This is a genomic window from Micromonospora sp. NPDC127501 (genome assembly GCF_040302185.1).
Lineage (GTDB): Bacteria > Actinomycetota > Actinomycetes > Mycobacteriales > Micromonosporaceae > Micromonospora.
Window position 1 is genome coordinate 16,000 of the sequence record NZ_JBEORJ010000014.1, and the last position, 24,028, is coordinate 40,027.

Annotated in this window: 23 protein-coding genes; 14 read left to right on the plus strand and 9 right to left on the minus strand. The window is 72.6% G+C overall.

Annotated features, from left to right (window positions below; all coding sequences use genetic code 11):
• Positions 1–6 precede the first annotated feature (6 nt).
• Both ABTW72_RS27235 and ABTW72_RS27240 read right to left on the minus strand, forming a co-directional pair.
• Positions 7–801, minus strand: coding sequence for a spermidine synthase (locus tag ABTW72_RS27235; RefSeq protein WP_350863254.1), 795 nt, complete (start codon positions 799–801; stop codon positions 7–9).
• 103 nt (positions 802–904) lie between these two features.
• A complete protein-coding gene (locus ABTW72_RS27240) occupies positions 905–1,882 on the minus strand; it encodes a DUF2267 domain-containing protein (RefSeq protein WP_350863257.1) in 978 nt (325 codons plus the stop codon).
• 200 nt (positions 1,883–2,082) lie between these two features.
• Between ABTW72_RS27240 and ABTW72_RS27245 the strand changes: the two genes are divergently transcribed.
• On the plus strand, positions 2,083–2,397 hold the full coding sequence (locus ABTW72_RS27245) for a hypothetical protein (RefSeq protein ID WP_350863260.1): 315 nt from the start codon (positions 2,083–2,085) through the stop codon (positions 2,395–2,397).
• 76 nt (positions 2,398–2,473) lie between these two features.
• Here the strand turns inward: ABTW72_RS27245 and ABTW72_RS27250 are convergent, their stop codons facing one another.
• On the minus strand, positions 2,474–2,812 hold the full coding sequence (locus ABTW72_RS27250; RefSeq protein WP_350863263.1) for an STAS domain-containing protein: 339 nt from the start codon (positions 2,810–2,812) through the stop codon (positions 2,474–2,476).
• A 211-nt stretch (positions 2,813–3,023) separates the two neighbouring features.
• On the opposite strand from ABTW72_RS27250, the gene ABTW72_RS27255 reads away from it, so the two are divergent.
• The 5 genes from ABTW72_RS27255 to ABTW72_RS27275 all read left to right on the plus strand — a co-directional run bounded on the left by ABTW72_RS27255 (position 3,024) and on the right by ABTW72_RS27275 (position 7,446).
• Entirely contained in the window at positions 3,024–4,781 is a 1,758-nt protein-coding gene (locus ABTW72_RS27255; protein ID WP_350863266.1) for a PP2C family protein-serine/threonine phosphatase, read from the plus strand.
• Positions 4,778–5,815 carry a cobalamin B12-binding domain-containing protein gene (locus tag ABTW72_RS27260; protein WP_350863269.1) on the plus strand — a complete coding sequence of 346 codons (1,038 nt, stop codon included), beginning with the start codon at positions 4,778–4,780 and terminating at the stop codon, positions 5,813–5,815. The genes ABTW72_RS27255 and ABTW72_RS27260 overlap by 4 nt, the downstream gene beginning before the upstream one ends.
• A 116-nt stretch (positions 5,816–5,931) precedes the next feature.
• Positions 5,932–6,279, plus strand: a complete 348-nt coding sequence (locus ABTW72_RS27265; protein ID WP_350863272.1) for an STAS domain-containing protein — start codon at positions 5,932–5,934, stop codon at positions 6,277–6,279.
• 84 nt (positions 6,280–6,363) lie between these two features.
• Positions 6,364–6,810: a response regulator gene (locus tag ABTW72_RS27270; protein ID WP_350863275.1), complete on the plus strand. Its 447-nt coding sequence runs from the start codon at positions 6,364–6,366 to the stop codon at positions 6,808–6,810.
• Between the two features lie 114 nt (positions 6,811–6,924).
• Positions 6,925–7,446 carry an ATPase gene (locus ABTW72_RS27275; RefSeq protein WP_350863277.1) on the plus strand — a complete coding sequence of 174 codons (522 nt, stop codon included), beginning with the start codon at positions 6,925–6,927 and terminating at the stop codon, positions 7,444–7,446.
• 24 nt (positions 7,447–7,470) lie between these two features.
• Here ABTW72_RS27275 and ABTW72_RS27280 read toward each other — a convergent pair whose 3' ends face one another.
• The 3 genes from ABTW72_RS27280 to ABTW72_RS27290 form a co-directional block, all read right to left on the minus strand.
• Positions 7,471–8,319, minus strand: coding sequence for a hypothetical protein (locus ABTW72_RS27280; RefSeq protein WP_350863280.1), 849 nt, complete (start codon positions 8,317–8,319; stop codon positions 7,471–7,473).
• A 288-nt stretch (positions 8,320–8,607) separates the two neighbouring features.
• Complete coding sequence (locus ABTW72_RS27285; RefSeq protein ID WP_030332593.1) at positions 8,608–9,033, minus strand: OsmC family protein; 426 nt, start codon at positions 9,031–9,033, stop codon at positions 8,608–8,610.
• Between the two features lie 70 nt (positions 9,034–9,103).
• Positions 9,104–10,051, minus strand: coding sequence for a serine/threonine-protein kinase (locus ABTW72_RS27290; protein WP_350863283.1), 948 nt, complete (start codon positions 10,049–10,051; stop codon positions 9,104–9,106).
• 200 nt (positions 10,052–10,251) lie between these two features.
• Here ABTW72_RS27290 and ABTW72_RS27295 point away from each other — a divergent pair, with 200 nt between their 5' ends.
• The 3 genes from ABTW72_RS27295 (at position 10,252) to ABTW72_RS27305 (ending at position 12,825) form a co-directional block, all read left to right on the plus strand.
• Positions 10,252–10,482, plus strand: coding sequence for a DUF8847 domain-containing protein (locus ABTW72_RS27295; RefSeq protein ID WP_112587606.1), 231 nt, complete (start codon positions 10,252–10,254; stop codon positions 10,480–10,482).
• 113 nt (positions 10,483–10,595) lie between these two features.
• Complete coding sequence (locus ABTW72_RS27300; RefSeq protein ID WP_350863286.1) at positions 10,596–11,342, plus strand: response regulator transcription factor; 747 nt, start codon at positions 10,596–10,598, stop codon at positions 11,340–11,342.
• A complete protein-coding gene (locus ABTW72_RS27305; RefSeq protein ID WP_502892252.1) occupies positions 11,320–12,825 on the plus strand; it encodes a sensor histidine kinase in 1,506 nt (501 codons plus the stop codon). Before ABTW72_RS27300 ends, ABTW72_RS27305 begins: the two co-directional genes overlap by 23 nt.
• A 25-nt stretch (positions 12,826–12,850) precedes the next feature.
• On the opposite strand, the gene ABTW72_RS27310 is transcribed toward ABTW72_RS27305, so the two are convergent.
• Entirely contained in the window at positions 12,851–13,702 is an 852-nt protein-coding gene (locus tag ABTW72_RS27310) for an arginase family protein (protein WP_350863665.1), read from the minus strand.
• A gap of 200 nt (positions 13,703–13,902) precedes the next feature.
• Between ABTW72_RS27310 and ABTW72_RS27315 the strand changes: the two genes are divergently transcribed.
• The 4 genes from ABTW72_RS27315 (at position 13,903) to ABTW72_RS27330 (ending at position 19,085) form a co-directional block, all read left to right on the plus strand.
• Positions 13,903–14,052 (plus strand): hypothetical protein, encoded by a 150-nt coding sequence (locus ABTW72_RS27315; protein WP_165947858.1) that lies wholly within the window; start codon positions 13,903–13,905, stop codon positions 14,050–14,052.
• 17 nt (positions 14,053–14,069) lie between these two features.
• Entirely contained in the window at positions 14,070–15,500 is a 1,431-nt protein-coding gene (locus tag ABTW72_RS27320) for a class I SAM-dependent methyltransferase (protein ID WP_350863289.1), read from the plus strand.
• A complete protein-coding gene (locus tag ABTW72_RS27325) occupies positions 15,493–17,547 on the plus strand; it encodes a sulfatase-like hydrolase/transferase (RefSeq protein ID WP_350863292.1) in 2,055 nt (684 codons plus the stop codon). The genes ABTW72_RS27320 and ABTW72_RS27325 overlap by 8 nt, the downstream gene beginning before the upstream one ends.
• A 254-nt stretch (positions 17,548–17,801) precedes the next feature.
• Complete coding sequence (locus ABTW72_RS27330; protein ID WP_091408199.1) at positions 17,802–19,085, plus strand: citrate synthase; 1,284 nt, start codon at positions 17,802–17,804, stop codon at positions 19,083–19,085.
• A gap of 232 nt (positions 19,086–19,317) precedes the next feature.
• Here ABTW72_RS27330 and ABTW72_RS27335 read toward each other — a convergent pair whose 3' ends face one another.
• Both ABTW72_RS27335 and ABTW72_RS27340 read right to left on the minus strand, forming a co-directional pair.
• Positions 19,318–19,962, minus strand: a complete 645-nt coding sequence (locus ABTW72_RS27335) for a maleylpyruvate isomerase N-terminal domain-containing protein (protein ID WP_350863294.1) — start codon at positions 19,960–19,962, stop codon at positions 19,318–19,320.
• Between the two features lie 195 nt (positions 19,963–20,157).
• Positions 20,158–21,429, minus strand: coding sequence for a glycosyltransferase family 4 protein (locus ABTW72_RS27340; RefSeq protein ID WP_350863668.1), 1,272 nt, complete (start codon positions 21,427–21,429; stop codon positions 20,158–20,160).
• Between the two features lie 480 nt (positions 21,430–21,909).
• On the opposite strand from ABTW72_RS27340, the gene glgX reads away from it, so the two are divergent.
• Positions 21,910–24,027 carry a glycogen debranching protein GlgX gene (gene glgX, locus ABTW72_RS27345; protein WP_350863297.1) on the plus strand — a complete coding sequence of 706 codons (2,118 nt, stop codon included), beginning with the start codon at positions 21,910–21,912 and terminating at the stop codon, positions 24,025–24,027.
• Position 24,028 lies beyond the last annotated feature (1 nt).

Below are 24,028 nucleotides of genomic sequence, written 5' to 3' on the forward strand. Positions count from 1 at the left end.
CGGCGATCAGTGGCGGGAGTTGCCGTCCGCGTCGGTGACGGGATGGGCGCCGGCGACGAACGTGTCGAGGGCGGCGGCGTGCAGCAGCCCGCCGGGCACCGGGTCCCGCAGGGCGGCCACCGCCAGCCGAGCCACCGGCAGCCCGCCGGGGCGGGAGGTCGCGGCCAGCACCAGATTGCCGTACCGGCGGCCACGCAGCATCCGCCGGTCGCCGACCACGCACACGTCGGTGAAGACCGCCCGCAAGGTGGCCACCTGCACCCGCGTACCGACCAGCGGAGGCAGATCGGTGACGTTGACCAGGTACGACCCGTCGGGGCGCAGGACGCGGGCCACCTCGGCGGCGAACTCGACGGTGCGCACGTGCCGGGGCATCCGGGCCGCGCGGTAGATGTCGGCGATCACCAGGTCGTACCGGCCGTCCGGGGTGCCGGTCAGAGCGTCCCGGGCGTCGGCGACCTCCACCCGTACCTCCGGTGGCAGCGGCGGCAACTCCCGGGCCACCAGCTCGACCACCGCCGCGTCCCGCTCGACGACCCGTTGCGGGGAGCCGGGCCGGGTGGTGGCCAGCCAGCGGGGCACCGTCAAGGCGCCGCCACCGAGGTGCAGGACGTTCAGCGGGGCGCCGGCCGGGGCCGTCACCTCCACCGCCGAGGCGATCCGCCGGACGTACTCGAAGTGCAGGTGCCGGGGATCCTCGACATCCACGTACGACTGCTCGACCCCGGCGGACAGCAGTGTCCGCCCGGTCGGACGGACCGGGTCGGCGACCAGTTCCAGCCGGTCGGCGGCACGGTTCATGTCCGGCACGCTAGCCGAGCCCACTGTGCATCCGACACGGCGGACGGGCCGGCGGAGCGGGGTCGCCCCCGATCCGCCGGCCCGACGGTGTCGTGGTGGCCGGTCAGCCGCCGGCCATCCCGGCCCCCACCTCGTCGATCGCGTCGTCGATCTGGCGGGCGAGGTCCACGTCGAGCGCGGTGACCCCGTTGGCCTGGCTGGTCCGCACGGTCAACACGGCGGCGGTGTCACCCGGACGCCCGATGCTCGGGCCGCGGCCATTGTCCTGGCGCAGCCGGTCGAGCCGGGCGAGCACCCGGTCCAGGTTGTCGGGCGGCAGTGCGACCACCCGGTAGAGGCCCTGGCTGTCGCCGGACCAGTAGGGCAGGTCGTCCAGCGCAGCGCTGATCTCGTCGGCGTCCAGGGTGGGTGTGGTGGTGGAGGCGCCGACCAGGCCGCCGCCCGCCTCCGGCGGGTTCAGCAGGTCGCGCAACCCGTCGGGTACGTGCAACGACTCGACGAGGTCGCCGTCCTGCTCGGCGAGCGCGGCGATCGTCGCCTCGGCCTGGTACCGGGCCTGCTCCGGGGTGTTGCCGCTGATCCGGCCCACCTCGGCCAGGAAGCCGGGCAGGTCCTGGTGCCGTTCGATGCCGTCGACCGGCAGCACGTCGTGCAACGACGCCGGCACCGCGGCGAGCAGCCGCTGCCGCTCGGCGGCCTCCAGGGCGAACGCGAGGACCAACACGGTCGCCTCGGTGCCCACCTTGGCGGTCTTGAAGTCGACCCCGGCGCGACGCCGGACCTCGTCGACCAGATCGTGGTAGCCCATGCTGTTCACGCCGGCCGCGCCGCTCGGCGGGGACGGCTGCGGTCGCGGGTTGTCGGCGCTACCGACCGGCGGCGGTGCCGGCCCGCCGCGCGTGCTGTCCGACTTGTGCACACCGGCCGGTGGTGGGCCGGCCCGCTTACCCGCATCGAGGCTCGTGAGCTGCTTGGACGCGCTCAGGCTGGCGCCGATCTCGCTGGGCTGGCGATTCTGCTCCCGGGCCTGCCGGGCCAGTGCCCGGCGCCTCTGGTTGTCGCCCTCCATCTGCTTGCGCATGGTGGCATCCCTTCCGCTGGGGATCGTGGCTGCGCCAGTCGCCTTCCCGCCGTCCCGGAGAAGGAAACGGAGGCCGCCGGCCGGGTCGCAGCGGCCTGCGCCACGCTTCATCCGGCGGGGGTGATGGGTGCTCACCCGCACGGCCCGCACGATCGGGTCAGGACCGGAGTTCTTCCGAGGTACGCGGAAGGAAGGTCGTCATGAAGGAAGTTGTCGAGATCGTCCCCGCTCGACCCGGCTGGTACGCCCGCTGGCAGCTCACACCCGAGGTCACCAGGTGTTACCCGGTGAGCCTGTGGGCGCTGCTGGAGGAGGCCGACGGAACGGGCCGCGAGGTGATCGGGATGGACTGCATCGGTCAGTGGCCCGGCGCGGACGACAACGAGGCGGGTGGGCAGTTCGTCCGCTACCTGTACCAGACGCCCGATTCGGGGGAGCCCGAGGACGTGGACCCCGCCCCGATCGGCGAGCTGCGTGAGGACGGCCCCCGGCTCCAGCCGATGACGGCACCCTAGACATTCCTCCGGCCCCCGACCCCAGGTCCCAGGGTCGGGGGCCACCCCGTTTCGCTTCCGGGGGGTGGCCTACGGGTCAGCCGATGGCGCGCACGTCGTCGTCGGCGTACGCCTCGGCGAGCAACTCACTCAGGCCGGTGCGGTCCAGCATCCGCTGAAGCTGGGGGCTGACCCCGGTCAGTCGGACCGCCCCGGCGGCCCGGTGCACCACCAGCAGCGCGCTGAGCCCGGAGGAGTCGCAGAGGGTGACCCCGGTCAGGTCGACCAGGACCCGGGCGACATCGTCGCCGCGCAGCTCGGCCGCCGCGGCGATCAGCTTGGGCGCGCTGTCGTAGTCGAGTTCGCCGGTCAGCCGAAGTCGGACGTTCCCGGCGTCGAGCCGGGTCGTCTCGATGGTCAACAGCTGGTCGGGCATCCCACCATTTTCCTTGTCGAGCGGCAAAACGCAAAGCGGGGGCGGCAGAGCGCCCTCGTGTCCCTCGTCCGACACTCCCGCCGTGGCGGTGCCCGTCACCTGCCGTGAGATGCCGCTTTCCGGGTTCCGGCGTAGGGTGGCTGGAGAGTTTTGACGGTGGACGCCGGTTCCGGCACGGGTTCGGTGAACGACAAGGAGTGAGGCTCAGCTGGTGACTGCTTCCGACGTCAGGGACTGGGACCCGGGCGACGGACGGCTCTCCACGCCGAGCACGACTCGACCCTCGGCGTGGTCCGCCGACGTTCCCCGCCCCACCGCGGCCCTGCCGCCGCTGGCCCCCGACCGGGGGCAGGCCCCGCCCGACTGGTCAGAGGTCGTCGAGCACTTCCGGGAAGGGCTGGTGGTCTGCGACGCCGATGGCGTCGTGCGGCACGTCAGTCCGGTGGCTGAACGGCTGCTGCCCGAGGTGACGTCCGGCGAGCTGCTCAGCGCGGCCGGTGTGCCCGGGTTGAGCGAAGGCGTCCCCGGGAGCTTCACCCATCGCGGGCGCCGGCTCACCGCGCGGCAGGTGCCGCTCTCCGGTGACCGCTGCTGCTGGTACGTCGAGGACGTCACCGACAGCGTCAGCCGCGCCGACGCGCTGCTCGCCGAACGGGCCCGCTCGGCGTTCCTGGCCGTGGTCGGCGACAAGCTGGGCAACCCGCTGCACCCCGACCGGGCGGCCGCTGCGGTCGTCCGACTCGCCGTGCCGACCCTGGCCGAGGTGGCGGTGCTGGTGACCGCGCCGCGGGCCGGGCGCGCCCGCTGGTGGCGGGCCTCCCGCACCGACGACGAGGTGCCGACGGTGGACAGCGGAGTGTTGGCCGGCGGCGAGCTACCGACCGCCATCGCCGACGGGTTGACCGGGGCCGAGCCGCACGCGGTGGACTGGCTGGTCGAGCAGGCGGTCGACGCTGGTTGGCTGCCGGGGCTGGCGGGCACCGAGAGCGCCGCCCGGGTCGTCCCGCTGCCGGGGAGTGCCGCGCCGGTCGGTGTGCTGCTGGTGGCCCGTCGCGCCACCCGCTGGTACGACGAGGACGACGTGGAACTGGTCCGCGCGTTCGCGGCCCGTGCCGGCGCGGCGTTGACCACCGCGCTGCTCTACCGCGACCAGGCCGAGGTGGCCGACACCCTCCAGGCCAGCCTGCTGCCGGTCGAGCCGGTCGAGGCCGTCGGTGTGCAGTGGGGCACCGCGTACCGGCCCGCGCAGGCGGGGCTGCGCATCGGCGGCGACTTCTACGGTTCGCACCGGCTCACCGACGGTGGTTCGGTGTTCTTCCTCGGCGACGTGTCGGGCAAGGGTGTCGAAGCCGCCGTCTTCACCGGCCAACTGCGCCAGTGCCTCCAGGCGCTGCACCGATTGGAGTCGAACCCGACGCGGTTGCTGCGGCTGCTCAACGACGCGTTGCTGGAGACGACCCAGGCGCACGGCCAGGGCCGCTTCGCCACGATCGTGCTGGGTGTTGCCCGCCCGGAGCGCGACGGCGGCCTCACCCTTTCCATGGCCGGCGGCGGGCACCTGCCACCACTGGTGCTGCGCGCCTCCGGTGAGGTGGAGACGGTGCCGCTACGCGGCATGCTGATCGGGGTGGTCCCCGACCCCCGCGTCGGGGAGGTGACAGTGCGGCTGGCACCGGGCGAGACCTGCCTGCTCTACAGCGACGGCGTGACCGAGGCACGGGGCGGCCGGCGCGGAGACGAGCAGTTCGGCCCCGAGCGGCTGGTCACGGCGCTGACCGACTGCCAGCGGATGCCCGCGCCGGCCCTGGCCGAGCGGGTCGAGCAGATCACCTGCGACTGGTTGGCCCAGGGCGACCACGACGACATCGCCGTGCTGGCGCTACGGGCGGCCGGCCTGAGCGGGCGCGGGGCGCGACACCTGCACTCGGTGCCCGCCGGCATCGACCAGACAGAGGAGACTGACGCGTGACCGCCGCCACGGCCACCACCGACCTCGGCGAGGCGTACTCCGGGTACCTGGGCCACCTCGCCGACGCCGACGAGTACGCCGCGACGGACCTGGCGATCGGCCTGCTCGACGCGGGCGTCCCGGCGGAGCGGGTGCTGCTCGGCCTGGTCGCGCCCGCCCAGGCCGAGGTGGGCGAGCGGTGGGCGCGCAACGAGTGGAGCGTCGCCCAGGAGCACGCGGCCACCCACATCAGCGAGCAGGTGGTGGCGGCGGTCTCCGCGCACGTCAAGGCGCGGCCGACCGGCGGCCGGGTCGTGGTCGCCTGCATGGACGGTGAGTGGCACGCCCTGCCGCCCCGGCTGGTGGCCGAGGTGCTGCGGTTACGCGGATGGCAGGTGACCTTCCTGGGCGCCAGCGTGCCCGCGGCGCACCTCGTGTCGTACCTGCACCGCTACGACGCGCACGCTGTCGCGCTGGCGTGCGCGCTACCGATGCGCCTGCCGTACGCCCACCGGATGATCGAGGCGTGCCGCCGCTCGGACGTGCCGGTGGTGGTCGGCGGGCGTGGGTTCGGCACTGACGGCCGGTGGGCGCGCCGGCTCGGGGTGGCCTGGGCGCCGGACGCGCCCTCGGCGGCCGAGTTGATCGCCGACGAGCGGGCGCTGCGCGGGGCGGCGCCGGCCCAACTGGCGCACCTGGCCGACGACGAGTACGCCAGCCTGGTGCGCCGTCGCGGTGAGCTGATCGACAGCGCGTTGGCGGAGCTGCGGGAGCGGGTGCCGGCGGCGCGGGCGTACACCGCCGCGCAGCTCGACGCGACAGTGAGCGACCTGGGCCACATAGTGGATTTCCTGGCCGCGGCGGTCTATGTCGACGACCCCTCGCTGTTCACCGAGTTCGTGGAGTGGCTGTCGGGGATTCTGGGCAGTCGTGGGGTGCCGGTCGGGGCGGTCGTCCTGCCGCTGGAGCACTACGCCGTCGCGTTGCGGGACTTCCCCCGGGCGGCGCGGGCGCTGGCGCTGGGATGCGCGGCGCTGCCCGCGACCGCCCGCTGACCGACCCGTCGGTGGCCGCCGGATCGATCACCGCGCTCGGCGGCGTAGGACTCAGCTCTGCGTATACTTGCCGGACTGCAAACGTCCCACCCGAGGGTGGAGCGAGGGGGAGAACGGTGACGTTCAGCGTCAACTACGTCGAGCGCGACGGTGGTGGCGCCTGCCTGCGGCTCGTGGGCGAGCTGGACCTGAGCACCGCCCCCGAGCTGACCGCCGCGATCAACCAGCTCACCGCGGCGGGCGAGACCCGGGTGCTGCTCGACCTGACCGACCTCACGTTCTGCGACTCCACCGGGATGGCCGTGTTCGTCCGGGGCGACAATCAGGCGGCGGCCGACGGGGGTTGGCTCCGGCTCACCGGCGCCCAGGGACGGGTCGAGCGGGTGCTGCGGGTGACCGGCCTCGCCGACGTGTTGCGCTACGAACCGGAGCCGGTCGACCCCGCGTTCCGCAGTGCTTCCTGATGGGCTAGATTTCCCCGCCAGCATTTCCCCGCCAACGCGGTGACCGTCAGGGTCCCGTCTCCGCCGACTTCGAGGCAGGTAGTGATGGGCGCAGACAGCCCGCAGCCGGTACGCATCCTGGTGGTCGACGACGATCCGGGTGACGTGCTGATGATCGAGGAGGCACTGGCGGACTCCGACGTCGACAAGATCATCGACGTGGTGAGTGACGGCGAGGAGGCGATGGAGTTTCTCCGCGCCGAGGGCCGGCACGAGCAGGCCCACAGACCGGACGTGATTCTGTTGGATCTGAACATGCCGCGGATGGACGGTCGCCAGGTGCTCGGGGCGGTCAAGCAGGACGAGGACCTGCGGACCATCCCGATCGTCGTGCTGACCACCTCCAACGCCGACACCGACATCGTCGGCAGCTACACGTTGCAGGCCAACGCGTACGTCACCAAGCCGATCGACCTGGACGACTTCAACGACGTGGTTCGCCGCATCGACGAGTTCTTCGGCCGGGTCGTGGTGCTGCCCAAGCGCGTCTGAGGCCCGCGCCACCTGCGCGCATGCTGAACATTTTTCCCGAACCCCCTCGGCGCGAGCGGTCGCGGCCGAGGATCCAGGTGGGGAAGTAACAGCAGCTGCCTGGGGGGCGACAGTATGAGGTTCTCCGTCGTTGACACCGGTTACGACCAGCGACAGGTGGATTACTGCCTGGACGAGTTGGGGATCCGGCTGTCCCGGCTCGCGGCGCGGGCCGAGGGCGCGGCCGGGGAGGCCCGGGAGTGGGACGAGATCCGCCAGGAGGCAGCCTGGCTCAGTGGGCTCCTGCAACGACTCGACCTGGCCGACGTCGCCGCCCGCCGGTACGCCGGTGACGCGGTGCGGCGCGAGGCCGCCGACCTTCTGGCCCAGGCCCGCGCCGAGCTGGACGAGGCCCGCGAGGAGGCACGGCGGGTGCGGGAGCGGGTGTACGCGGAGGCCGTGCAGGCCCGACGTGACTTCGAGGCGGCGCTGGACGCTCGCCGACGGCGCGAGGTGCGGGTGGACGAGATCCTCAGCCAGGTGACGGTCGAACAGGTGCCCGCCGACACCCCCACCGCAGCCGCCGGGGTGGCGGGCAGCCGGGTCGGGGTCGGGAGCCCGGACGCGGGCGCGGAGCCACCGCCGGGTCGTCGCTGAGACGCGCGGGCGTGGGTGCCCGGCTCAGGCGGTGAGCGCCGCCGCGACGGTGGTCGCCCGGTCCTCGTGCTGGGCGTACGCGTCCGGGTATGCGGAGATCTGCACGGCCTGGGCGGCGGCGGTGACGCTCATGTCCTGCCAGCCGGGGATCTCGTTGAGCGCCGTGTAGAAGGCCCGCGCGGCGTACGACGGGCGCATCAGCTGGGCCACCGTGCCCCAGCCGCTACTGGGCCGCTGCTGGAACAGCCCGACCGAGTCGTGGTCGGAGCCGCTGCCCTGGTTCGGGTACTCCGCCGACTCCGGGAGGACGTCGCTGGCCAGGTTGTAGAGGTTGCTCTCCTGCATGGCGGTGGACAGTGCCACCACCAGGGCGCGGCGCGGCATCTTCATCTCCAGGCCGACGTCCACGATGATCTTCGCGTTGTCCATCTGTGCCTGGTCGAGGCCGGCGACCGGCCGGGGGCGGCGGGGCTTGACCGGCTTCTTGGGCGCCTTGCGGACGGCGGTGGGAGTGGGCGTTGGCTTCGCCGTCGGGCTGGGCAGGATCCGGGCGGGGGCGGCGTCGCGATCCAGTGACCGGGAGGCGCGCTCGTCGGCGATGGCGGCGCGGTCGGCCACCGCCTCGGCGAGCGGCTCGACCGTACGGGGGGTGTCGTCGTTGCCTCGCGCGGTGGCGACCGCGACGAGGCTGAGGCAGCAGGTGACACCGGTGGCCAGCGCCACCCGCACCGGCGTCGAGCCCAGCAGGGCGCGCCGCGACGGTTCGGGAGCGCGGTGACGGCCGATCGTCCGTTCGGTTGATGCGGCGTCGTCCGAGGGGGTGCTCGGGCGCGCGTCGGTCAGCTTCTGGGCGGAGGGGTCGTCGGGATGCACCTGACGAGGCTAAAGAGCTGAATGCCCGATGCCATCAGCCCGTACGGTGGCATGCGCCACAATTTGCCCTGATCATGCCGACTTTATGGGGCAGAACGCGTGCGAAGTAGATCAACCTCGCGGATCACTCCAGACGGTTATTCCCGACTTGCCGGGTGAATGCGGTCTCGCCGTTGGTCCGCCGGTCGAGCCCGCCGCCCTGTCCGGCGGTCATCCGAACGCCCGATGCCCAATCCACCGAACAGCCACGGTGCCCCGTACTGACAAACCGTCGGGCGGTGCCACGCGTCAGTGTCGGCCGTTCTCGGCCGGGGTGACGGTCAGGCGGTGTCGGCTGGCGTCGCCGCTGGAGAACGGCCAGAGCCGGTCGGCGTACTCGACCAGGTCGGCCAGTTGGTCTCGGCTCAGTCCGGCTGAGGAAATCTCCGCGTGGACGTCGGCCCGGTACCGGCCGTCGTTGTCCCGCCCCAGCTTCGCCTCTGCCCGGACCTGCACGGTGTGCGCCTCGTCGGTGATCTCCCCGGCCACCTCCACCGCCGCGTGATGCAGGCAGGAGGCGAAGGCCGCGGCCAGCAACTGTTCCGGGGTCAACCCGGTGCAGTGCGGCGCCAGCGGTGAGGCCAGCGCGGTGGAGAGCCCGCCATCGTCGGTGCGTACGTGACCGCCCTCGGCGGTCGCTGTGGCCTCACGCAGCCAGGAACTCTGATCCGGCATCGCGTTTCTCCCGTCGCTCACCAGGCCGGCTACCCCTTCGCCGCCCGGCGAAACGCCGCGGTTCGTCCGGTCAGCGCCCGGCGGGCAGGTTCGGCTCGTCCACCAGCGCCACCGCCTCGGTGGCCTCCGCGGCGGCCCGTTCGGTCCACGGCGACGTCGGGGCCGTCCGGCGGGTCGTCGGGATCGTCATCGGCACGTACACCCGGGCGTCCACCGCCTCGGCCAGCAGCAGCGCGGCGACCAGGCTGGTCGGACGCTGCTCGGGGTCGTCGGCGAGGCAGGAACGGCACAGCTCGGCGACCTCCGGCGGGAGCCCGGCGATGTCGGGCAGCGGCTCCGGTGGCCGACGGCGGCGGACGAGCAGCAGTTCGCTGGCGGTCGCCGCGCGGTAGGGCAGGCGGGCGGTGAGGCTGTAGTAGAGGAGCACACCGAGGGCGTACATGTCCGCGGCGGGGGTGGCGGGCGCCTCGTCCAGCTGTTCGGGCGCCAGGTACGCCGGGGTGCCCAGCACCATCCCGGTCGGCATCGGGTCGGGTGCGCCGGCGGCGATGGCGATGCCGAAGTCGAGCACCTTCACCCCGACCGGGGTGAGCATGACGTTGGCCGGCTTGATGTCCCGGTGCACGATGCCCTCGGCATGCGCGGCGGCCAGCGCGGCCGCGACCTCCGCGCAGACCCGCACCGCGATCCGCCAGTCCAGCGGCCCGGCGCGCAGGTGCACGGCGAGCGTCTCGCCCTCGGCCAGCTCCATGACGATGTAGGGCACCGGTCGGCCGGGCCACGTCGAGGAGGTGCCGAAGTCGTGCACGCTGGCCACGTTGGGGTGTTCCAGCCGGGCAGCCGACCGAGCCTCCGCCCGGATCCGGTCCACCGGGCCGTCCCGATCGTCACCCCCCGGCGAGAGGAGCTTCACCGCGACCGGCCGGTCCAGCACCTGGTCGTAGGCCCGCCACACCTCGGACATCCCGCCCACACCGATGCGCTGTTCGAGCCGGTACCGCCCGTCCAGCATCCGCATCGACCCGCTCCTCGTCCCCGCCCCGCCGACGGCGGGTGCTGAGGTGCCGGTACCCGAGCGCCGAGCTGGGCAAACCGGAGCCCGATTCGGGGCGGACGGCCCCGCGCACCTCGCTGCGCCACGGCGGTGGGTGCGGTAGCTTGCGAGCCAGAGCCGGTGTCACCGATTGTGCCGGCACGGTCACCCGAGGGGGCGCCGCGATGAGCGAGGTCACCGTACGCTTCGTCGGTGGGCCCGCGGACGGCCTGGTCCGGCTGCTGCCGGCCGGGTCGGACGGCGCCCCGCCCCAGCGTTGGATCATGCGGCACCCGGACGGGACGGGTTCGGTGCAGCCCGGCCCCGACCACCTCTACGAGCGCGACCGGCCCGACGAGGCCGGCGGCTGGAGCATGCGGTTCGTGCGCACCGACGCGTACGGGGTGTCCGAGTGACCACGAGGCGGGGCTGACCGGTGGTGTCGCCGGCGTCGCGTCGGCCCGGCCGCACAGCTCGCGCACAGCTTCCGCAGGGGCGCGGCACAGGCGTGGCGGCCACCATGGGGCCCATGGTCACGAACGGGCAGGCCGCGCCGAGCCGGATCGAGCTGCGTCGCCCCGACGGTGAACCCGTCCGGGTGCTGGTGGTCGACGACGAACCCACGCTCACCGACCTGCTGTCGATGGCCCTGCGCTACGAGGGTTGGCAGGTCCGCACCGCCGGCAACGGCATGGCGGCGTTGGGCACCGCCCGACAGTTCCAGCCGGACGCCGTGGTGCTCGACGTGATGCTGCCCGACCTGGACGGCTTCCAGGTGCTGCGCCGGCTGCGCGAGCACGCCCCCACCGTGCCGGTGCTCTTCCTGACCGCCCGTGACGCGGTCGAGGAGCGCATCGCCGGGTTGACCGTCGGCGGCGACGACTATGTCACCAAACCGTTCAGCCTGGAGGAGGTGATCGCCCGGCTGCGCGCGCTGCTGCGCCGCTCCGGGCTGGCGATCGCCGCCCGGGAGGACGCGGTGCTGACCGTCGGTGACCTCAGCCTCGACGAGGACAGCCACGAGGTCCGGCGGGCCGGGCAGCTCGTCACCCTCACCGCGACCGAGTTCGAGCTTCTTCGTTACCTGATGCGCAACCCGCGCCGGGTGCTCAGCAAGGCGCAGATCCTCGACCGGGTGTGGAACTACGACTTCGGCGGCCAGGCCAACGTGGTGGAGCTGTACATCTCGTACCTGCGTAAGAAGATCGACGCCGGCCGCGCGCCGATGATCCACACGCTGCGCGGCGCGGGTTATGTCCTCAAACCCGCCGAGTAGGCGTCGCCCACTGCGTGCCGCCCGCGGCTGGCTGGCCGGGCGCTCCCTGCGTACCCGCCTGGTGTTCGCCCTGCTCGCGCTGCTGGCGTTGGTCAGCGTCGCCATCGGTGGCCTGACCACGGTGGCGCTGCGGCACTTCCTGATCGACCGGCTCGACGCCCAGTTGGCCCCCGCGACGGCCATGCGGGGCGACCGACCGGGACGGCCGGCGTTTCCCGGCAACGGACCGGGCATCCCGCGCGGGTTGCCGTCCGGCGCGGTGGTCGCCGAGATCACCGACGGCCGGGTGGCCAGCGCCCGGACCCTGACCAACAGCGCCTCCAGCGCCGATCCGTTCCCCGACGAGCAGCCCGTCCCGGTGGGTGAGGTCGCCGTGCTGGCGGACCTACCGGTCGACGCCAGACCGCGAACCGTCGACCTCGGCGATCGCGGTGACTACCGGGCCGTGGCCCGCCAGTACTGGGACGGCCGCGTACGCGTCGTCGCGATCCCCCTCTCCGGCGTCCAGGAGACCGTCTGGGCGCTGGTCGCCGCGCAGGCCGGGGTGGCCGCGGTCGGGCTGCTGCTCGCCGGTGTGGCGGGCGCGCTGATCGTGCGGGCGACCCTGCGACCGCTCAACCGGGTGGCCGCCACCGCCACCCGCGTCACCGAGCTGCCCCTGGACCGGGGGGAGGTGGCGCTCGCCGTCCGGGTCCCGGCCGCCGACACCGACCCGCGCACCGAGGTCGGTCAGGTCGGCGCGGCGCTGAACCGGATGCTGGGCCACGTCGCCGACGCGCTCTCCGCCCGGCAGGCCAGCGAGACACGGGTACGCCAGTTCGTCGCCGACGCCAGCCACGAGCTGCGGACGCCTCTCGCGGCGATCCGTGGCTACGCCGAGGTGGCCCGGCGGGGCCGTGACGAGGTTCCCGCCGACGTGGCGCACGCGCTGCGCCGGGTGGAGTCGGAGAGCACCCGGATGACCAGCCTCGTCGACGACCTGCTGCTGCTGGCCCGCCTCGACACCGGCCGGCCGCTCGCTGTCGAACCGGTTGACCTGACCGCCCTGGTGGTGGACGCGGTCAGTGACGCGCACGTCGCCGGTCCCGAACACCGCTGGCAGCTCGAACTGCCCGAGGTGGCGATCCGGGTGCCGGGCGACGCCGCCCGGCTGCACCAGGTGGTCGCGAACCTGCTCACCAACGCCCGGGTGCACACCCCGCCCGGCAGCACTGTCACCACCACACTGGCCGTCGACGCCGCCAGCGCCGTGCTCACCGTCGCCGACGACGGGCCGGGGGTGCCGGTGGAGCTGCAACCGGAGATGTTCGAGCGGTTCGCCCGGGGCGACAGTTCCCGATCCCGCGCGCACGGCAGCACCGGCCTCGGCCTCGCGATCGTGGCGGCAGTGGTGGAGGCCCACCACGGCACGGTCGGGGTGCAGAGCCGTCCCGGTCGGACAGTGTTCACCGTCCGGCTGCCGAATCCCACAGCCGACGCCTAGTCGGCGCACGGCGCACCGGTGCCGGTCAGCCGACCAGCATCTCGGTGAGGACCTCGACGACGCGTCGGGTGTGCCGGCCGTCGGGGTCCTCGTCGGTGTTCAGGTCGGTCACGCTCATCCCGAGCAGCCGGTCGGCGCGGGCCAACGGTGTGACCAGCGCGATCAGATCCGCCCAGCGGGGCCCGTCCGGTTCGGGATAGGTCACCGCGGGCAGGTCGCGCGGGTCAACCACGTCCAGGTCGAGGTGCAGCCAGGCCGGCCCGTCGCCGTCGCCGGCCAGACCCGCGCCGACCGTCGCCGCGCCTCGGCGTAGCAACTCGGCGGCGTTGACCTGCCGGATCGCCGGATCGATCCTGGCCGCCTCGACCCGGCTGCTCTCGTCGGTGGCCGGGCGGTGCCCGAGCAGATGGACGTGGCTCGGCTCGATCAGCGCGCCGCCGTCGGTGCCGACGGCAGCGGCGGGGCCGTACCCGGTGACCACCGAGAGGTCCATGTCGGCGGCCTCACCGGTCGGTGAGGTCGCGCCGTCGAGGAAGTCCGGGTGGGCGTCGACGAACCACAGGTCGGTCGCCGGGGGCAGGGCCCGGCAGATGCCGGGCAGGATCGCGCAGTCGCCACCGAGCACAAGTGGTCGGTGGCCGTCCGCGATCAACGCGCCGATCCGCGCGGCGATGGCGCCGCCGGCCCGCGCCAGGCCCGCCGCGCCGATCACCCCACTGGCCGGGTCGCGGTTCGGGTCGCGTAACCGCGCCTCGTCGATCTGTCCGTCGTCATCGGCGGCGAGGGCCTCGCGCAGGCCGGCGCGGCGCAGCGCGGCCGGGGCCCGCTCCTCGCCGCGGCCGGCTCCGGAGGAGTCCAGCGGCGCGTCCACGATCATCCAGCGCACGTCCGCAGCGTACCGGCGCGGCCGGCCGTCCCGGCCGCATTCTGTGGTGCGGCTGGGAGTACGCCGATGTGCCCGCGACAGCGACGACGAGCGGCGTACGGTGATGGACAAGTCCGGCTTTCTGGGTTAAAAGCCTCATCGGTGTACGCCTGGGACGCCGGTGTCGAGGCGGCGAGGGCAAGGAGCGATCGGTGGAACATCTGGCCTACCTGGACGCGGGGTCCGGCAGCCTGATCGTGCAGGCGGTCGTCGGTGGGGTGGCTGGCGCCGCGGTCGCCGCGAAACTCTACTGGCGACGGCTGGTCGACCGGTTCCGCCGGCAACCCACCGACCAGCGCTGAGCGGGCCAGCCCCGACGATGGCGATCTCACCCACCGAGGTACGGCCCGAACCGGCCTCCTTCCGCGACCCCGCCAACCGGGTCTTCCACGTTGGCGACGAGGTGCTGCGCGGCCTGGACCTCCAGGCCGCCGAGCACTGGCGGGCACTGACCGGCAGCACGTTCTTCCCGGCTCTCGTCGCCGCGCGCAAGGTCTGCGCCACCGAGGACGCCCCGCCCACCCTGGTGCCGGCCGCGACCGGAACACCGTGGGCGGCAGTCCTGCGCCACGAGCGCATCCCGTTCGTCTCCCACCCGTACGAGTGGTCGTTCAGCATGCTGCGCGACGCCGCACTGCTGCACCTGGAGATCCTGACCGCCGCGCTCGGCGAGGGTTTCACCACGAAGGACGGCTCGGCGTACAACCTCCAGTGGCGCGGCGCCCAACCGGTCTTCATCGACATCGGCTCCTTCGAGCCGGCCCGCGACGGCGAACCGTGGGCCGGCTACCGGCAGTTCTGCCAGACCGTGCTCTACCCGCTGATGCTCACCGCCCACCTGGGCGTCGACTTCCAACCGTGGCTGCGCGCCCGGGTCGACGGCATCGAGGCCGACGAGCTACGGCCACTGTTCAACGGCGCCCGCCGGCTGCGCCCCGGCGTGCTGACCCACCTGCACCTGCACGGGGCCATGCAGCAACGCAACGCCGCCGCCAGCACCACCGAGGTACGCGACCAACTGCGGGCCGCCGGCTTCTCCCGGGAGCTGCTGCTCGCCACCGTACGCGGCATCGAGAAACTGGTCCGCAAGCTGGACCGCCGCCCGTCCGAGAGCCACTGGTCGGACTACCAACGCACCTGCGGCTACTCGGCCCGCGACCGGGTGGCGAAGGAGCAGTTCGTGGCCGCGGCGGTCGCCGCCGGCACCCGCCCCCGACTGGTGCTCGACCTCGGCGCCAACGACGGCCGGTACTCCCGGCTGGCAGCCGGGCACGCCGACTACGTGGTCGCCGTCGAGCAGGACCCCACAGTCGTCGACGAGCTGTACCGACAGCTGCGCTCCGAGGGGCAGCGCCGCATCCTGCCGCTGGTGCTGGACCTGGCCGACCCCTCGCCGGGCGGCGGCTGGCGGGGCGTCGAGCGGGCCGGCTTCGCCGAGCGGGCGTCCGCCGACGTGGTGCTCGCCCTGGCCGTGGTGCACCACCTGGCGATCGGGCGCAACGTACCGCTGCCAGAGGTCATCGACTGGCTGGCCGGGCTGACCGCGCCGGGCGGCGCGCTGGTGGTGGAGTTCGTCCACCCGGAGGACCCGATGGCGACCCGGCTGCTGGCCAACAAGCCCGCGGGTCTCTTCCCGGACTACCGACGCGACACCTTCGAGACGTTGCTCGCCGCCCGAGGGCGGATCACCGACCGGCTGGAACTGCCCTCGGGTACCCGCACGCTCTACCGGACGGTGATGGGTGGCTGAACCGGCCTCCGTCGACCCGCCGGCCCCGCACCACCGGCCGCCGCCGGCCCCCGGACGGTGGGACCGGGGCTGGCGAGGCGAGCTGGGTCGGCTGCTGGAAATCGTCGCGCTGGTCGGTCTCGTGGTCACCCAGCCACTGCTGGACGTGCTCGGCCGCAGCCCCGACTTCTTCCTCTTCCACCGCGCCGACCCGGCCCAAATCCTGCTGCTGCTCGCAATGGTGACGGTGCTCCCGACGGCTGCGGTGGTGCTGCTCGGCGCGCTCAGCCGACTGGCCGGCCGAACCGCCCGTGCCCTCACCCACACCGGGCTGGTCGGGCTGCTGGTCGCCGCCCTCGCCGTGCAGGTGGGCCGACACGTCACGCCACTTCGGGGCGTACCGCTGCTGCTGGTGGCCGTGCTGGTCGGAGCCGCCGGCGCGGCCGCGCACCGGCGGTGGCGGGCGCCGGGCCAGGTGCTACGACTGGCCGCCGCCGGGCCGGTGGCCTTCGTGGCGCTCTTCCTGCTCGCCTCGCCCACCTCGGCGGTGGTCCTGCCGCGCGGCGACGGCGGTGCGGCCGGCACCGCGCAGGGCTCGGGCGTGCACCCGCCGGTGGTCATGCTGATCCTCGACGAGCTGCCACTGGTCAGCCTGCTCGGCGCGGACGGGAAGATCGACGCCGGGCGGTACCCGCACTTCGCCGAGCTGGCCGGCGGCTCCACCTGGTACCGCAACTCCACCGGGGTCAGCGGGTGGACGCCCAACGCGCTGCCGGCGATGCTCACCGGCCGCTACCCGGCCAAGCCGGTCGCCCCGCACTACTCGCAGTACCCGGACAACATCTTCACCGCCTTCGGCGGCCTGTACGACATCCGCGCCGAGGAGAGCATCACCCGGCTCTGCCCGCCCAGTCGCTGCGAGCAGCCCGTGACTCCGGAGCAGGGGCTCGGCGTGCTGGTCCGGGAGACCGGCAAGCTGCTCGGCGGGGTCGCCGGGCCGACCGAGAGCGCTGTCGACCCGGAGGACTCCTACCGCGAGCAGACCCGCGCCGAAGCCGGCCTGGACGCCGCCGAACCGGTGCCGGCCGACCCGAAGTTCCGCTGGGACAGCCTCGACGACAACCAACCGGCCCGGTTCACCAGTTTCCTCGCCGGGCTGAAGCCGACGACCCGGCCCACCCTGCACTTCCTGCACCTGCTGATGCCGCACTCACCGTGGGCGTACCTGCCGTCCGGGGCGCGCTACGACGCCCCCGAAGATCTGCCCAACGACGGCGCCGGATGGGTCGACCTGGCCCGGCAGCGGCACCTCGCCCAACTCGGCTACACCGACCGGCTGATCGGTGAGACGCTGCGGACGCTGCGCGCCAACGGCCTCTACGACCAGGCCCTCGTCGTGGTGACCGCCGACCACGGGGTCAGCTTCCGCGCCGGCGCGCAGGGCCGGGGCATGGACGCCATCAAGGCCGCCGCCGGCGAGGTTGCCTGGGTGCCGACGTTCGTCAAGGAACCCCGGCAGCAGGCCGGCCGGGTGGACGACCGCAACTGGGAACACGTCGACCTGCTGCCGACCGTGGCCGACGAGGCGGGCGTCCGCCTGCCCTGGCGGGTCGACGGGCGCTCCGCCCGGCAGGCCCCCCGCACCGACGGTACGAAGCACTTCTACGACCGCCCCGGCGAACCGGTCACCTTTCCCGGTGGCGTGCCCGCCCCGCCACCCCTGCCGACGCCCCACCCCCTGGTCGGCACCGAGGTACGCGCCGGCCCGGCCGCCGGCAGCGCCCGGGTCGCCGACCTGGCGGCGTTCACCGCCACGGACCCGGACACCGGCACCCTCCCGGCGCTGGTCTGGGGCGACGTCCCGGACCGGATCCCGGACGGCACCCTGCTCGCCGTCGCCGTCAACGGCCGCATCGGGGCCGTCGTCCCGGTGGTGCCGGCCGACCCCGGCGGACGCCGGTTCGCCGCGCTGCTCGCCGACGACAAGCTGTTCCACGCCGGCACCAACCAGCTCGACGTCTTCCAGGTCGCGACGGACGGTACGCTGCGACGCCTAACCCTGTCGTGACCTGGCTTCCGGGGCCGGTCCAGCCTGGCTCGGGAGTCGGTCCGGCCCGGCTCCCGGAGCCGTCAGGTCTGGCTTCCCACTGTCGGTGCGGTCCGGTCCCGTCTGGCGGGATACCGGGTTTCCCGGCCGCCCGGTCGGGAATCGGGTGACGCATACCTCACCGCCGAACCACGGCGGGCGTTGTCCCCCGAGCCGCAATTACGGTAGAAGCGAAGGCAATTCAACGTAGATCTGCCGGCGAAGCGAGGAACCACATGACGGAAGTCAAGCTCGATCACCCCGGTGGGCAGCTGTCGATGCCGGTGCATCCTGCGGTCGAGGGCCCCGCCGGTATCGGGGTGAGCAAGCTGCTGAAGGAAACCGGGATGACCACGTACGACCCCGGTTTCGTCAACACCGCCGCTGCCTCATCCGCGATCACCTACATCGACGGCGACGCGGGCATCCTGCGTTACCGGGGGTACCCGATCGAGCAGCTGGCCGAGAAGTCCTCCTTCCTGGAGGTCTCCTATCTGCTCATCTACGGTGAGCTGCCGACCGAGCAGCAGCTGACCGAGTTCACCGAGTGGATTCGGCGACACTCGCTGCTGCACGAGGAGATGCGCCGCTTCTTCGACGGCTTCCCCCGGGACGCCCACCCGATGGCGGTGCTCTCGTCCGCGGTGAGCGCCCTGTCCACCTTCTACCAGGACAGCCTGGACCCGTTCGACTCCGAGCACGTGGAGATCTCCACGGTCCGGCTGATGGCGAAGGTCCCCACCATCGCGTCGTACGCGTACAAGAAGTCCATCGGTCAGCCGCTGCTGTACCCGGACAACTCGCTGGGGTACGTGGACAACCTGCTGCGGATGACGTTCGGCGTGCCGGCGGAGCCGTACGAGGTCGACCCGGTGATGTCGAAGGTGCTGGACATGCTCTTCGTCCTGCACGCCGACCACGAGCAGAACTGCTCCACGTCGACCGTCCGCCTGGTCGGCTCCAGCAACGCCAACCTGTTCGCCTCGGTCTCGGCCGGCGTGAACGCGCTGTTCGGCCCCCTGCACGGTGGCGCGAACCAGGCGGTGCTGGAGATGCTCCAGCAGATCCACGCCGGCGACGGCGACGTCCGGTCCTTCGTCCGCAAGGTCAAGGACAAGCAGGACGGCGTCAAGCTGATGGGCTTCGGCCACCGGGTCTACAAGAACTACGACCCGCGGGCGGCGATCGTCAAGAAGGCCGCGCAGGACGTGCTGGGCCGGATGGCCAAGCCGGACCCGCTGCTGGACATCGCCATGGAGCTGGAGGAGATCGCCCTCGCCGACGACTTCTTCGTCTCCCGTCGGCTCTACCCGAACGTGGACTTCTACACCGGCCTGATCTACAAGGCCATGGGTTTCCCGACCAAGATGTTCACCGTGCTCTTCGCGCTGGGCCGGCTCCCCGGCTGGATCGCCCAGTGGCGCGAGATGATCAGCGACCCGGAGACCAAGATCGGCCGTCCGCGGCAGGTCTACGTCGGCTCCGCCGAGCGGGACTACGTCCCCTTCGGCGAGCGCTGACCCGCTCCTCGCTACGCCGGCAGGCCGTCGACCCCTCCGGGTCGGCGGCCTGCCGCGTTTCCGCGCTCCGAGCCGCCCCGTGGCCGGCGTGATCGACTCGGGTTTCCTGAGCTGATCCAACCGACCGCCCAGCGTGATCGCCACTTGGCGTGATGCCGGGAGTAGGCCCGGGCACCGAGCCCCGGGCACCGGGCGGATCCGGGCGACGGGTGGTCGGCGACGAGGCGGGCGGTCAGAAGGCGGAGATGGTCCGGGCCCGCTCGCTGCGACTCAGCGTGCTGATCAGCGCGGACTGGCCGTTGCGACGCACGGCCAGGCGGACCAGCAGGTCGCGTACGGGGTCGAAGACGTCCGCCGGGAACTCCGGCGTGGGCACGCCGACGCTCACCGCGAGGTCGTCGGAGTGGACCACGATCTCCAGCTGACGGGTGAGCAGGAACTCGCCGCGCCGCAGCGACCAGCCCTGCCACGGGATCGGCACGACGTCACGGGCGGCACCCCGGGAGAGCAGGTCGCTGACCTCCGTCAGCGCCTGGGCGGAACGGGTGTGCAGGTCGGCCGGCCCGCGTGCCGCGTCCGCCTCGTCGTTGCTCTCGGCGACCGACTTCTCGTCCGGGGTGCCCTCGCTGACCCAGGGGGCCTGCTCGTAGTGGTTGTCTGCCGAATCCAACGTCGGTAGGTCGGTCGGCATCGGCAGCAGTTCGGCAGCGCGGACCGCCTGACGTCCCAGGTGGCACGCCAGGCCACCCACCGACAGGTGCGGCAGGGCGCTCGGGCTCGACCACTGCTCGGTCACCTCGGGGCGTCGGATCAGGTCCAGCGCGATCGAGGCGGCGATCGGAAAGCTGGCATCCAGGGCGTCGACAGGACGAGACATCCGCACATTCTGACAGTCCCGGCCGACCGGCGCCGAGCTGCGCGCCCCGGCTCGATGGTCCGAAACTCAGCGGTGCGGCGCGCTCGGTACGGCATGATCGACTCGGCTTTCCGGAAGTCGGGGTTGCCCAGCGCCGGGACCCCCGATTTCAAGAAAGCCGAGTCGATCAACCGCAAACGGGCCGAACGGCGAGGGTCAGCGCAGGCCGGCGGCGGCGAGCAGGTTGCCCTCGGGCAGCGCCGGAAGGGCCCGACCCTGCGACATCCGGTGCTCGGCGCGCTCGGCCGTGAACGCGGCGTCGTGGTGGATGGCGGCGGCGTAGCTGGCGGCGGTGCGCTGGGCGATCGCGGCCCACCCGTACTGGTCGTGGACCATCCGGCGGGCGCGGCGGGCCATGACGCGGGAACGGTCGGGGTCCGACAGCAGCGCGTCCACGGCATCGGTCAGGCTGTCCGGGTCGTGCGGGCGGAAGGTCATCCCGGTGACGCCCGGCTCGACGATCTCGCCCAGGCCACCGGTGGCGGCGACGGCCAGCGGAGCGCCGGCCGCGGCGCCTTCCAGGGCCACCATGCCGAACGGCTCGTAGATGCTCGGCACGGCGAAGCAGTCGGACGCGGCCATCAGCGCCGGCAGGTCGGTGCCGCCCAGGAAGCCCGGCATGGTGACCATGCCGCCCAGGCCGCGGCGGTGCACCTCGGCCTCCAACTCGGCGCGGTACGGGCCGTCGCCGGCGATCACGGCACGCAGCCCGGGGTGCCGCTCGCGCAGCCGGGGGAGCGCGGCGATCAGGTGCTGGACGCCCTTCTCGTACACCAGGCGGCCGGCGAAGGTGACCAGCGGGCCGTTACCGGCGAAGCGGGCGCGGGCGGCGGCCACGGCACGCGCGGGCACCCGCCAGCGGTGCGGTTCCACGCCGTTGGCGACCACGTCGACCCGCCCGGCCGGTACGCCGAAGAGCGCGTTCACCTCGTCGCGCATGTACCCGGAGCAGACGATCACCCGATTGGACTCGCTGCTGAGCCAGTGCTCGACGCCGTGGATGGTGCGGTTCATCTCCTCCGGCAGCCAGCCCTGGTGCCGACCGGCCTCGGTGGCGTGGATCGTGCTGACCAGCGGGATGTCCAGGTGGTCGCGCAACGTCATCGCGGTGTGCGCGACGAGCCAGTCGTGGGCGTGGATGACGTCGTAGGAGCCGGCCTGGGTGGCGCGCAGGGCGGTGCGGGTGAGGGTGTGGTTGAAGGCCATGGTCCAGGCCAGCAGCGAGCCGGTGGCGAGGGGGAAGGTGACCGGGTCCTCGGGGGCGCGCAGGATGCGCACGCCTTCGGCGTACTCCTCGAGGGGTGCGCCGTCGCTGTGGCGGGTGACGACGGTGACCTCGTGGCCGGCGGCGGCGAGGGCGACGGAGAGGGCGTGCACGTGTCGGCCGAGACCGCCGACGAGCACCGGCGGGTACTCCCAGGACAGCATGAGGATGCGGCGGGTCTGCGGGGGCACCCCGGGGCCGGACTGCGCCGGCACGGGCGTGCCGGGCTGCGCGGTGGGACCGGACTGCGCGGGGGGCCGGGAGGTCAGGGTGGGCCGGTGGGCCCGGTCCTTGGTCGCAGCGAGCTGCTCGTCGACCCGCAGGGTCACATCAATCTCCGTCCATGCATGGTGGTGCGCGCCGGCGTCAGTGGCGGCGGAGCGAGAGGTGTAAGGAGTGGCCGAGGGCCTGGTGGGCACGCGCGAACGCTTGCCCTCGGTCAAGGAAAGTCCATCGGACCCAAGAACGCATCTCGAAAAGGGTCATCGTGACGGAGGACACCCGATCGGTGTAGCGCGCATCAGACGGGCGGTTTCCGCCCATCGCCTGAAAGGATGGATTGGCGCGCCCGGGCCGGGGGCACTACCTGCGTGCGCGCGGGCGATCTCGGCCGGTGCGCACATAACCATGGTCTAAGGAGCGACATGCAGGTCTGGCCGGGCGAGCGGTACCCCCTGGGCGCCACCTACGACGGGATGGGCACCAACTTCGCCATCTTCTCCGAGGTGGCCGAGCGGATCGAGCTGTGCCTCTTCGACGAGTGGGACACCGGCGCGGAGCGCCGCGTCGAGCTGCGCGAGGTCGACGCCTACGTGTGGCACGCGTACCTGCCGGGCATCGAGCCGGGCCAGCGCTACGGCTACCGGGTGCACGGCCCGTACGACCAGGCCAACGGGCTGCGCTGCAACCCGCACAAGCTGCTGATCGACCCGTACGCGAAGGCCATCGACGGTGACGTGGAGTGGGACCCGGCGGTCTACGACTACGACCTGGACGAGCCGGAGCGGATGTCGGAGACCGACTCGGCGCCGTTCATGCCAAAGTCGGTGGTGGTCAACCCGTACTTCGACTGGGGCAACGACAAGCCGCCGCGCACCCCTTACCACCACTCCGTGATCTACGAGGCGCACGTGCGCGGGCTGACCATGCGCCACCCGGACATCCCGGAGGAACTGCGCGGCACGTATGCGGGCATCGCCTCCCCGCCGATGATCGACTACCTGACCCGGCTCGGAGTGACCGCGATCGAGCTGATGCCGGTGCACCAGTTCATCCACGACAACCGCCTCGTCGACCTGGGGCTGCGCAACTACTGGGGCTACAACACCATCGGTTTCTTCGCCCCGCACCACGGCTACTCGGCGCTGGGCCGGCTCGGCCAGCAGGTGCAGGAGTTCCGGGGCATGGTGAAGGCCCTGCACGCGGCCGGGATCGAGGTCATCCTCGACGTGGTCTACAACCACACCGCCGAAGGCAACCACCTCGGGCCGGCGCTGAGCTTCAAGGGCGTGGACGCCCCGAGCTACTACCGGCTCAGCGAGGAGGACCGCCGCTACTTCGTCGACTACACCGGCACCGGCAACAGCCTCAACGTGCGCAGCCCGCACTCGCTGCAACTGATCATGGATTCGTTGCGTTACTGGGTGACCGAGATGCACGTCGACGGCTTCCGGTTCGACCTGGCGGCCACCCTGGCCCGGGAGTTCTACGAGGTGGACCGGCTCTCCACCTTCTTCGAGGTGGTGCAGCAGGACCCGGTGGTCAGTCGGGTGAAGCTGATCGCCGAACCGTGGGACGTCGGCCCCGGCGGCTACCAGGTGGGCAACTTCCCGCCGCTGTGGACGGAGTGGAACGGCAAGTACCGCGACACGGTGCGCGACTTCTGGCGCGGCGAGCCGGCCACCCTCGCCGAGTTCGCCTCCCGGATCTCCGGCTCCGCCGACCTCTACCAGGACGACGGCCGCCGACCGTTCCACAGCATCAACTTCGTCACCGTGCACGACGGGTTCACCCTCAACGACCTGGTGTCCTACAACGACAAGCACAACGAGGCCAACGGCGAGGAGAACCGCGACGGCGAGAGCCACAACCGCTCCTGGAACTGCGGCGTCGAGGGCGACACCGACGACGAGGCGGTCCTCGCGCTGCGGGCCAAGCAGCGGCGCAACTTCCTGGCCACCCTGATGCTGTCGCAGGGCGTGCCGATGATCGGCCACGGCGACGAGCTGGGCCGCACCCAGCGCGGCAACAACAACGTCTACTGCCAGGACAGCGAGCTGGCCTGGGTCGACTGGGACAACGCCGACGAGCAACTGCTGGACTTCGTCCGCACGCTCACCGCGTTCCGTAAACGACACCAGGTGTTCCGTCGCCGCCGGTTCTTCACCGGGCTGCCGGTGAACGGGCGCGGCATCGACGAGCCGCTGCCCGACCTGGCCTGGTACACGCCGGACGGGCGGGAGATGACCGGCGAGGACTGGGGCAACGACTTCGGCCGCTCGGTGGCGCTCTTCGTCAACGGCGAGGGCATCCGCGAGCGCGGCCAGTACGGCCAGAAGCACCACGACGCGTCGTTCCTGCTCTGCTTCAACGCCCACGACGCGTCGCTGGACTTCGTCATGCCCGGCAGCGAGTACGGCCAGAAGTGGGAACGGGTGATCAGCACCGCCGAACCCGAGCCGGACGACGCCACGGTGATCAGTGCGGGCGGCACCATCCGGGTGCCGGACCGCTCCCTCGTCGTGCTGGAGAGGACGATCTGAC

Bases quoted from the DNA above. Each gene is read 5' to 3' on its own strand.
- ABTW72_RS27275 (WP_350863277.1), top strand. From the start codon at position 6,925: ATGAGGTTCTCCGTCGTTGACACCGGTTACGACCAGCGACAGGTGGAT.
- ABTW72_RS27240 (WP_350863257.1), bottom strand. From the start codon at position 1,882: ATGCGCAAGCAGATGGAGGGCGACAACCAGAGGCGCCGGGCACTGGCC.
- ABTW72_RS27245 (WP_350863260.1), top strand. From the start codon at position 2,083: ATGAAGGAAGTTGTCGAGATCGTCCCCGCTCGACCCGGCTGGTACGCC.
- ABTW72_RS27300 (WP_350863286.1), top strand. From the start codon at position 10,596: ATGGTCACGAACGGGCAGGCCGCGCCGAGCCGGATCGAGCTGCGTCGC.
- ABTW72_RS27290 (WP_350863283.1), bottom strand. From the start codon at position 10,051: ATGCGGATGCTGGACGGGCGGTACCGGCTCGAACAGCGCATCGGTGTG.
- ABTW72_RS27335 (WP_350863294.1), bottom strand. From the start codon at position 19,962: ATGTCTCGTCCTGTCGACGCCCTGGATGCCAGCTTTCCGATCGCCGCC.
- ABTW72_RS27270 (WP_350863275.1), top strand. From the start codon at position 6,364: ATGGGCGCAGACAGCCCGCAGCCGGTACGCATCCTGGTGGTCGACGAC.
- ABTW72_RS27310 (WP_350863665.1), bottom strand. From the start codon at position 13,702: ATGATCGTGGACGCGCCGCTGGACTCCTCCGGAGCCGGCCGCGGCGAG.
- ABTW72_RS27250 (WP_350863263.1), bottom strand. From the start codon at position 2,812: ATGCCCGACCAGCTGTTGACCATCGAGACGACCCGGCTCGACGCCGGG.
- ABTW72_RS27235 (WP_350863254.1), bottom strand. From the start codon at position 801: ATGAACCGTGCCGCCGACCGGCTGGAACTGGTCGCCGACCCGGTCCGT.
- ABTW72_RS27285 (WP_030332593.1), bottom strand. From the start codon at position 9,033: ATGCCGGATCAGAGTTCCTGGCTGCGTGAGGCCACAGCGACCGCCGAG.
- glgX (WP_350863297.1), top strand. From the start codon at position 21,910: ATGCAGGTCTGGCCGGGCGAGCGGTACCCCCTGGGCGCCACCTACGAC.
- ABTW72_RS27295 (WP_112587606.1), top strand. From the start codon at position 10,252: ATGAGCGAGGTCACCGTACGCTTCGTCGGTGGGCCCGCGGACGGCCTG.
- ABTW72_RS27320 (WP_350863289.1), top strand. From the start codon at position 14,070: ATGGCGATCTCACCCACCGAGGTACGGCCCGAACCGGCCTCCTTCCGC.
- ABTW72_RS27340 (WP_350863668.1), bottom strand. From the start codon at position 21,429: ATGCTGTCCTGGGAGTACCCGCCGGTGCTCGTCGGCGGTCTCGGCCGA.
- ABTW72_RS27305 (WP_502892252.1), top strand. From the start codon at position 11,320: ATGTCCTCAAACCCGCCGAGTAGGCGTCGCCCACTGCGTGCCGCCCGC.
- ABTW72_RS27330 (WP_091408199.1), top strand. From the start codon at position 17,802: ATGACGGAAGTCAAGCTCGATCACCCCGGTGGGCAGCTGTCGATGCCG.